Raw genomic sequence first — 8,433 nt, forward strand, 5'->3', positions numbered from 1 at the left:
ACGCGTATTTGGATGCGTTGGCCGAGGCGCGGCGTGGTGAGGGTCTGCCGGCGACGTCGATCGCGTGGGGCCCTTGGGCCGACGACGGCATGGCCGTCAGCAGTGCCGAGGTCAGCCGTACCTTGCGGCGCACAGGCATGCTTCCGATGGACCCGAGCCAGGCCCTGAAGGCCATGGAACGGGCCCTGGTCCTCGACGACACCGTCATCGCACTGGTCGACGCGGACTGGCAGCGTTTCGCGGACACCTTCGAGGCACGACAGCTGTCGCGCATGCTCAGCGGCATCCCGGAGGTCGCCCAGCAGGCAGCGGCGGCCGGCACCGGGGCGGCGACGGACACGGAACACGCCGGGGGAGCCTCTGCTCTCGCCCGCAAGCTGGCAGGACTGTCCGAAGGGGAACAGCACCGGGTCGTACTGGAACTCGTACGTGCGCACGTCGCCGCCGTCCTCGGATACGCCGGGGCCGACGCGATCGCGCCCGGCCGCGCCTTCACGGAGATCGGGTTCGACTCCCTGACCGCGGTGAACCTGCGCAACCGGCTCAATGAAGCCACGGGCATGCAACTGTCGGCCACACTGGTCTTCGACTATCCCACGCCGTCCGCGCTCGCCGCCCAGCTGCTGACCGAACTGGTCGACGTCGACGCACACGACGACGCTGCCGTCCCGTCGCTGCCGGCCCCGGCGGCCGCCGCCGACGAGCCCATGGCGATCGTCGCGATGAGCTGCCGGTTCCCCGGCGGGGTCGCGACCGCGGAAGAACTGTGGAGCCTGCTCGCCTCGGGCGAGGACGCCCTCACCGCGTTCCCGACGGACCGCGGGTGGGACCTCGACGGACTGTACGACGCGGACCCGGAAGCCCTGGGCAAGAGCTACGTACGCGAGGGCGCGTTCCTCACCGACGTCAGCGGGTTCGACGCGGACTTCTTCGGCATCTCGCCGCGTGAGGCCCTGGCGATGGACCCGCAGCAGCGGCTGCTGCTGGAGACGGCCTGGGAGCTCTGGGAGCGGGCCGGGATCGACCCCGAGACGGTGCGTGGCAGCCGGACGGGCGTGTTCATCGGTACGAACGGCCAGGAATACGTCTCCCTCGTGGACCGGGGCCCTGACGTGACCGAGGGCTACGTTGCCACCGGCAACGCGGCCAGCGTCGTGTCGGGACGTATCTCCTACACGTTCGGCCTCGAAGGCCCTGCGGTCACCGTGGACACGGCGTGTTCGTCGTCGCTGGTGGCCCTGCACCTCGCGGCCCAGTCGCTGCGCCAGGGCGAATGCTCTCGCGCGATCGTCGGCGGTGTGTCGCTGATGATCTCGCCCCGAGGGTTCGTGGAGTTCAGCCGTCAGCGGGGACTTGCCCCCGACGGCCGCTGCAAGGCGTTCGCGTCGGGCGCCGACGGCACCGGCTGGGGCGAGGGCGTGGGTCTGCTGCTGCTGGAGCGGCTGTCGGACGCCCGGCGCAACGGGCACCAGGTGCTGGCCGTCGTCCGCGGCTCGGCCGTCAACCAGGACGGCGCGAGCAACGGCCTGACGGCGCCCAACGGCCCCTCGCAGCAGCGCGTGATCAGGGCCGCGCTGGCGAACGCCGGACTGTCCACCCAGCAGGTCGACGTGGTGGAAGCGCACGGTACGGGCACGAAGCTCGGCGACCCCATCGAGGCGCAGGCGCTGCTGGCGACGTATGGCCAGGACCGGCCGGAGCACCGGCCGCTGTGGCTCGGCTCGATCAAGTCGAACATCGGGCACACGCAGGCGGCTGCCGGTGTCGCGGGGATCATGAAGATGGTGCTGGCGATGCGGCACGGCCTGCTGCCGCAGACCCTGCACGTCGACGAGCCATCCCCGCACGTGGACTGGTCCTCCGGCACGGTGCGCCTGCTGACCGAGCCCGCCCCGTGGGCGGAAGGGGAAGAGCCCCGACGGGCGGGTGTGTCCGCCTTCGGTGTCAGCGGGACGAACGCGCATGTGATCCTCGAGGAGGCTCCGGCCGACGAGGGAGAGCCGGTGGCGCAGCCGTCGCCGGGTGTCTCGCCGGCCGTGGTGCCGTGGGTGGTCTCGGCGAAGTCGGAGGCCGCGCTGCGGGCGCAGGCCGAGCGACTGATGTCGTTCGTCGTGGAGCGTCCTGAGCTTGCTCCGGTGGATGTCGGGTGGTCGTTGGCGGCGACGCGGTCGGTGTTCGAGTACCGCGCGGTGGTCCTGGACGGTGCGGACGGTCTGCGGGCACTGGCCGAGGGCCGTGAGGCGTCGGGCGTGGTCCGGGGCAGCACAGCCGATGTCGATGCCCGTGCCGTTTTCGTGTTCCCCGGTCAGGGTTCGCAGTGGGCGGGCATGGCTGCCGAACTGCTCGATGCCTCACCAGTGTTCGCGGAGCGGATCGCCGAGTGTGCGGTTGCGCTCGCGCCGTTCGTGGACTGGTCGCTGATCGACATCCTGCGGGATGCGGACACGGATGCCTGGCTCGACCAGGTCGACGTGGTGCAGCCGGTGTTGTGGGCGGTCATGGTCTCGCTGGCCGAGGTGTGGCGTTCGCACGGCGTCGAACCCGCTGCGGTGGTCGGTCATTCGCAGGGTGAGATCGCTGCCGCGTGTGTGGCGGGTGCGCTGTCGTTGCAGGATGCGGCGAAGGTGGTGACCCTGCGCAGCAAGGCGATCCGGGCGCTGTCCGGGCGGGGTGGCATGGTGTCCGTCTCGCTCGGTGTGGATGCGGTCGGTGAGCGTCTGGCGGCTTGGGGCGGTCGGCTGTCGGTCGCTGCGGTCAATGGTCCGTCGGTCGTGGTCGTGTCCGGTGACGCGGACGCGCTGGACGAGCTGCTGGCCGCGTGTGAGACGGAGGGTGTGCGGGCGCGCCGTATCGCCGTGGACTACGCCTCGCACTCCGCCCACGTGGAGGCGATCGAGGACGTCGTCCTGCGCGACCTGGCGGGCATCACTCCTCGGGACGCGGCCGTGCCGTTCTACTCGACGGTGACGGGCGGCGTCGTGGACACGTCGGCTCTGGATGCGGGGTACTGGTATCGCAACCTGCGGCAGACGGTGCGTTTCGCGGATGCCGTGGAGGCTCTGCTGGACGACGGTTTCCGTGTGTTCGTGGAGTCCAGTGCGCATCCGGTGCTGACGCTGGGTGTGGAGCAGACCGCCGAGACGCACACCGACACGCCGGTCACGGCGGTGGGTACGCTGCGCCGCGACGAGGGCGGCCTGGAGCGTTTCCTGACCTCCGCCGCCGAGGCGTTCGTCGGCGGTGCGGCCGTCGACTGGGCCGGTGTGTTCGCGGGCGCGGGTGCCCGGCGCGTCGACCTGCCCACCTACGCCTTCCAGGAGCAGCACTACTGGATCGAACCGTCCCCCGACCGTCAGGGCGACGTCGCGTCGGCCGGGCTCTCGTCAGCCGACCACCCCCTGCTGGGCGCCGCCGTGACGCTGCCGGAGACCGGCGGGCACCTCTTCACGGGCCGGCTCTCTCGGCAATCGCACCCGTGGCTGGCAGACCACGTCCTCCACGGTTCGGCACTGCTCCCGTCCTCCGTCTTCGTGGAGCTGGCGTTGCGTGCCGGGGACGCGGTCGGCTGTGACCGGCTGGAGGAGCTGACGCCGCAGACGCCGCTGACCTTGCCGGAGGGCGGAGCGGTCCAGCTCCAGCTCGCGGTGAGCGGACCGGACGCCTCCGGCCGTCGCACGCTCAGCGTCCACGCGCGCCACGACGACAGGGCCTCGGAGACCTCGGATGTCTCCTGGACCTGCCATGCCCGCGGTGTGCTGACGTCAGGTGCCCCGGCGGCACCGGACGCCGCTGCTCAGGGCCTCGGCCAGTGGCCCCCGGCGGACGCCGAACCGATCGACGTGGCGGCGCTGTACGAGGACTCCGGCCCGGAGGAAGGCGCCGGCCTGGTCCACGGTCCCGCCTTCCGTACGCTGCGACAGGCGTGGCACCGGGGCGAGGAGATCTTCGCCGAGGTGAGCCTGCCGGAGGAGCAGCGAGCGGACACCGGGCGCTACGGGGTGCACCCGGTGCTGCTGGACGCCGCCTTCCACGTGAGGGATGGCAGGACGCTCGGCGCGGACGGCACGCAGGTCGTGCTTCCGCACGTGTGGAACGGTGTGTCCCTGTACGCCACCGGTGCGTCCACGCTGCGTGTGCGGCTCTCGCCGACGGCTGGGGACAGTGTCGCGATGCTGCTGGCCGACGAGAACGGCCAGACGGTGGCCACCGCGGACGCGGTGACGATCCAGGCGGTCACGCGGGACGACGTGGCCGCCGGGGACCGACTGCCGCACCAGTCACTGTTCCGCGTGGAATGGGCGGCTCTGCCGACGGCGTCCGTCGCCGTGACGGAAGACGCCCGGCGGGTCGTCGTGGGCCCTGACGCGGCCGAGCTGCAGGGTCTCCTCGGTGGCGCAGGATCGGCCGAGGGTCCGTACGCCGGCCTGTCCGACGTGGTGACGTCCGACGAGACCGTGCCCGCGTACGTGCTGCTGCCCTTCTTCTCCGCTCCCCGGAACGGCACGGATACCGGTGTGGGTGTGGGTGATCCGGCTGAGGTGCGGTCTGCGACGCGTCGTGCGTTGGGGGTGTTGCAGGAGTGGCTGGGTGAGGAGCGGTTCGCGGGGTCGCGTCTGGTGGTGGTGACGCGGGGTGCGGTGTGTGCTGTGCCTGGTGAGGACGTGTCCGATCTGGCGGCTGCCGCGGTGTGGGGGTTGGTGCGGTCCGCGCAGGCGGAGCATCCGGACCGGTTCGTGCTGTGTGATGTGGACGGGGGCGGGGTGTCGGATGCGTTGCTCGACGTCGTACTCGCCGGTGACGAACCACAGATCGCCGTACGCGACGGCCGGGCCCACATCCCGCGGCTGACCAGGGCGACGGTCTCCGCCGTCCCGGCGGGGACGTCGGACCCCGTCTGGGACACCGACGGCTCGGTGCTGATCACCGGCGCGAGCGGCGTCCTGGGGCGCCTGGTGGCGCGGCACCTGGTCGCCGAGCACGGGGTCCGGTGCGTGGTGCTGGCCTCGCGCCGCGGGCGGAACATGCCCGGCGCCGCCGAACTCGAGCAGGAACTGGGCGCGCTGGGGGCCGACGTGGTCTTCGAGGCGTGCGATGTGACGGACCGCGACGCGGTCGCTGGCCTGCTGGCGCGGATCCCCGAGGAACACCCCCTGCGCGGTGTGGTCCACGCGGCGGGTGTCCTGGACGACGGCGTCATCGCGTCACTGACGCCGGAACGGCTGGACGCCGTGCTGCGCCCCAAGGTCGATGCCGCGGCACATCTGCACGAGCTCACCCGGGACATGGGGCTGACCGCCTTCGTCCTGTTCTCCTCGGCAGCCGCGACCTTCGGCGCGGCGGGCCAGGGCAACTACGCCGCGGCCAACATGTTCCTGGACGCCCTGGCGGCGCACCGGCGCGCACAGGGTCTGCCCGCGATCTCGCTGGCTTGGGGCTTCTGGGCCGAGCGCAGTGAGATGACCGGCCACCTGAGCGAGGTCGACATGGCCCGCCTGGCGCGCTTCGGCATGACGCCGCTTCCCGCGGACGAGGGGCTGGCGCTCTTCGACGCGGCCCGGACGGCGGACGACCACCTCCTCGTGCCCACGCACATGGACGTCGCCGTGCTGCGGGCCAACGCACGGCCCGGAACCGTCCCCGCGATCCTGCGGCACCTCATCGGCACCCCGGTCCGCCGCGTCGTCGAGTCGGCCACCGACGACGGCGCAACTCCCGCCCTCGTGCGCCGCCTTGCCGGTCTCACACCGCGCGAGCGGGAGGACGTCCTGCAGGAACTGGTCGCCGACAGCGTGGCGGCCGTCCTCGGGCACGCGGACAAACTCGCCGTGGAGCGTGCCTTCAAGGACCTCGGCTTCGACTCGCTGACCGCCGTCGAACTCCGCAACCGCCTCAACGCCGCCACCGGCCTCAAGCTCTCGGCCACCCTCGTGTTCGACTACCCGACCCCGGCCGCGGCCGCCCGCCACATCCTCGGCGAGCTGCTGGGACCGGATCACACGGACGACGAACAGCAGCCCGGGACGACAGCCGACACGCACCCGGCGACGGCGACGCCGCGGACCGTACCGGATGACGAGCCGATCGCCATCGTGGGGATGGGCTGCCGCTTCCCCGGCGGCGTACAGACCCCGGAGGACCTGTGGCACCTCCTCGTCAACGACGGCGACGCGGTGGCCGGACTGCCCACCGACCGCGGCTGGGACCTGGAGGCGCTGTACCACCCGGACCCCGACCACAAGGGCACGGCGTACGCCCGAGAGGGCGGCTTCCTGTACGACGCAGCCGAGTTCGACCCGGGTTTCTTCGGTATCTCGCCGCGTGAGGCGTTGGCGATGGATCCGCAGCAGCGCCTGCTGTTGGAGACGTCCTGGGAGGCGCTGGAGCGGGCGGGTATCGACCCGTCCTCGGTGCGCGGCAGCCAGACCGGCGTGTTCTGCGGTCTGACCTACCACGACTACGGCGACTTGGTGCACCAGGCCGGGGAGGCCACCGAGGGCTACCTGATGACCGGCAACGCCGGCAGCGTCGCCTCGGGGCGTATCTCCTACACGTTCGGGTTCGAGGGCCCTGCGGTGACGGTGGACACGGCGTGTTCGTCGTCGCTGGTCGCCCTGCACTGGGCAGCACAGGCACTGCGTCAGGGCGAGTGCTCCCTGGCGCTGGCCGGTGGCGCGACGGTGATGGCCAGCCCCGGCGCCTTCGTGGAGTTCAGCCGTCAGCGGGGACTTGCCCCCGACGGCCGCTGCAAGGCGTTCGCGGCCGACGCGGACGGCACCGGCTGGGCGGAGGGCGTCGGCATGCTCCTCCTGGAGCGGCTGTCCGACGCCCGCCGCAACGGGCACCAGGTGCTGGCGGTGGTACGGGGTTCCGCGCTGAACCAGGACGGTGCGAGCAATGGCCTGTCCGCGCCGAACGGTCCGTCGCAGCAGCGGGTGATCCGTGCTGCGTTGGCTAATGCCGGGGTGTCTGCGGCTGAGGTCGATGTGGTGGAGGCGCACGGTACGGGTACGAAGTTGGGTGACCCGATCGAGGCGCAGGCGCTGCTGGCGACGTACGGCCAGGACCGGCCGGAGGACCAGCCGTTGTGGCTGGGCTCGATCAAGTCGAACATCGGGCACACGCAGGCTGCCGCGGGTGTCGCGGGGATCATGAAGATGGTGCTGGCGATACGGCATGGAGTGCTGCCGCAGACCCTGCACGTCGACGAGCCCTCCACGCACGTGGACTGGTCCGCCGGTGCGGTGGAACTGCTCACGGAGGGCATGCCGTGGCCGGAGACCGGCCGTCCCCGCCGGGCGGGTGTGTCGTCGTTCGGCATCAGCGGGACGAACGCGCACGTGATCCTGGAGCAGGCTCCGGCTGTCGAGGAGACGCCGGTTGCGGACGCTGTGCCGCCGGTGGTGGTGCCGTGGGTGGTGTCGGCGAAGTCGGAGGCGGCGCTGCGGGGTCAGGCGGGGCGTCTGGCGTCGTTCCTAGATGAGCGTTCTGAGCTTGCTGCGGTGGATGTGGCGTGGTCGTTGGCGAGGACGCGGTCGGCGTTCGAGCACCGTGCCGTCGTCTTCTCGGGCGACCGGGCTGGGCTGTCTGCTGTCGCCTCGGGTGAGCCGGTCGCCGGCGTGGTCAGTGGTCACGTAGTACCCGGCCGGCTGGCGGTGTTGTTCTCGGGGCAGGGCAGTCAGCGTGTGGGGATGGGCCGGGGGCTGTATGAGGCGTTCCCGGTCTTCGCCGAGGCGTTCGACGAGGTGTGTGCCGGGTTCGACGGGTTGCTGGAACGACCGTTGCGGGAGGTCATCTTCAGCGACGAGGAGGCCCTGGACGCGACCGTATTCACGCAGGCGGCGTTGTTCGCCATCGAGGTGGCGCTGTTCCGGCTCGTGGAGTCGTGGGGTGTGCGTCCTGATGTGGTGGGCGGGCATTCGATCGGTGAGTTGGCGGCTGCCTATGTGGCGGGTGTGTGGTCGCTGGAGGACGCGTGTGTGCTGGTGGCCGCGCGCGGTCGTCTGATGCAGGCACTGCCATCGGGCGGGGCGATGCTCGCCGTCGAGGCCGACGAAGCAGTCGTCAGTGCTGTGCTGGCCGGCCGGGAAGGCGTGGCTATCGCGGCGGTGAACGGGCCGCAGGCGGTGGTGGTTTCCGGTGACGGTGCTGTGGTTTCGGAGCTTGAGGAGGTGTGGCGGGCTGAGGGTCGTCGGGTGCGTCGGCTGCGGGTTTCGCATGCCTTCCACTCGCCGTTGATGGAGCCGATGCTGGCCGAGTTCCGGCAGATCGCCCAGTCGCTCACCTATGCCGAGCCCCGGATCTCCGTGCTGTCGAACGTGACGGGTGAGCTGGCGACTGTGGAGGGCGTGTGTGACCCCGAGTACTGGGTGCGTCATGTGCGGGAGGCGGTGCGTTTCGCCGACGGCATCACGCATCTCTCCGAGCAGGGTGTGA

1 protein-coding gene is annotated in these 8,433 nt (G+C 71.4%); it reads left to right on the forward strand.

All coding sequences use genetic code 11. The annotated features are described in order from the left end of the window. Positions 1-146: 146 nt before the first annotated feature. Positions 147-8,433 (forward strand): SDR family NAD(P)-dependent oxidoreductase (locus AB0E77_RS33940; protein WP_361578785.1); only part of this gene is annotated, 8,287 nt, incomplete at its 3' end.

The organism is Streptomyces sp. NPDC032940 (genome assembly GCF_040636935.1).
Classification (GTDB): domain Bacteria; phylum Actinomycetota; class Actinomycetes; order Streptomycetales; family Streptomycetaceae; genus Streptomyces.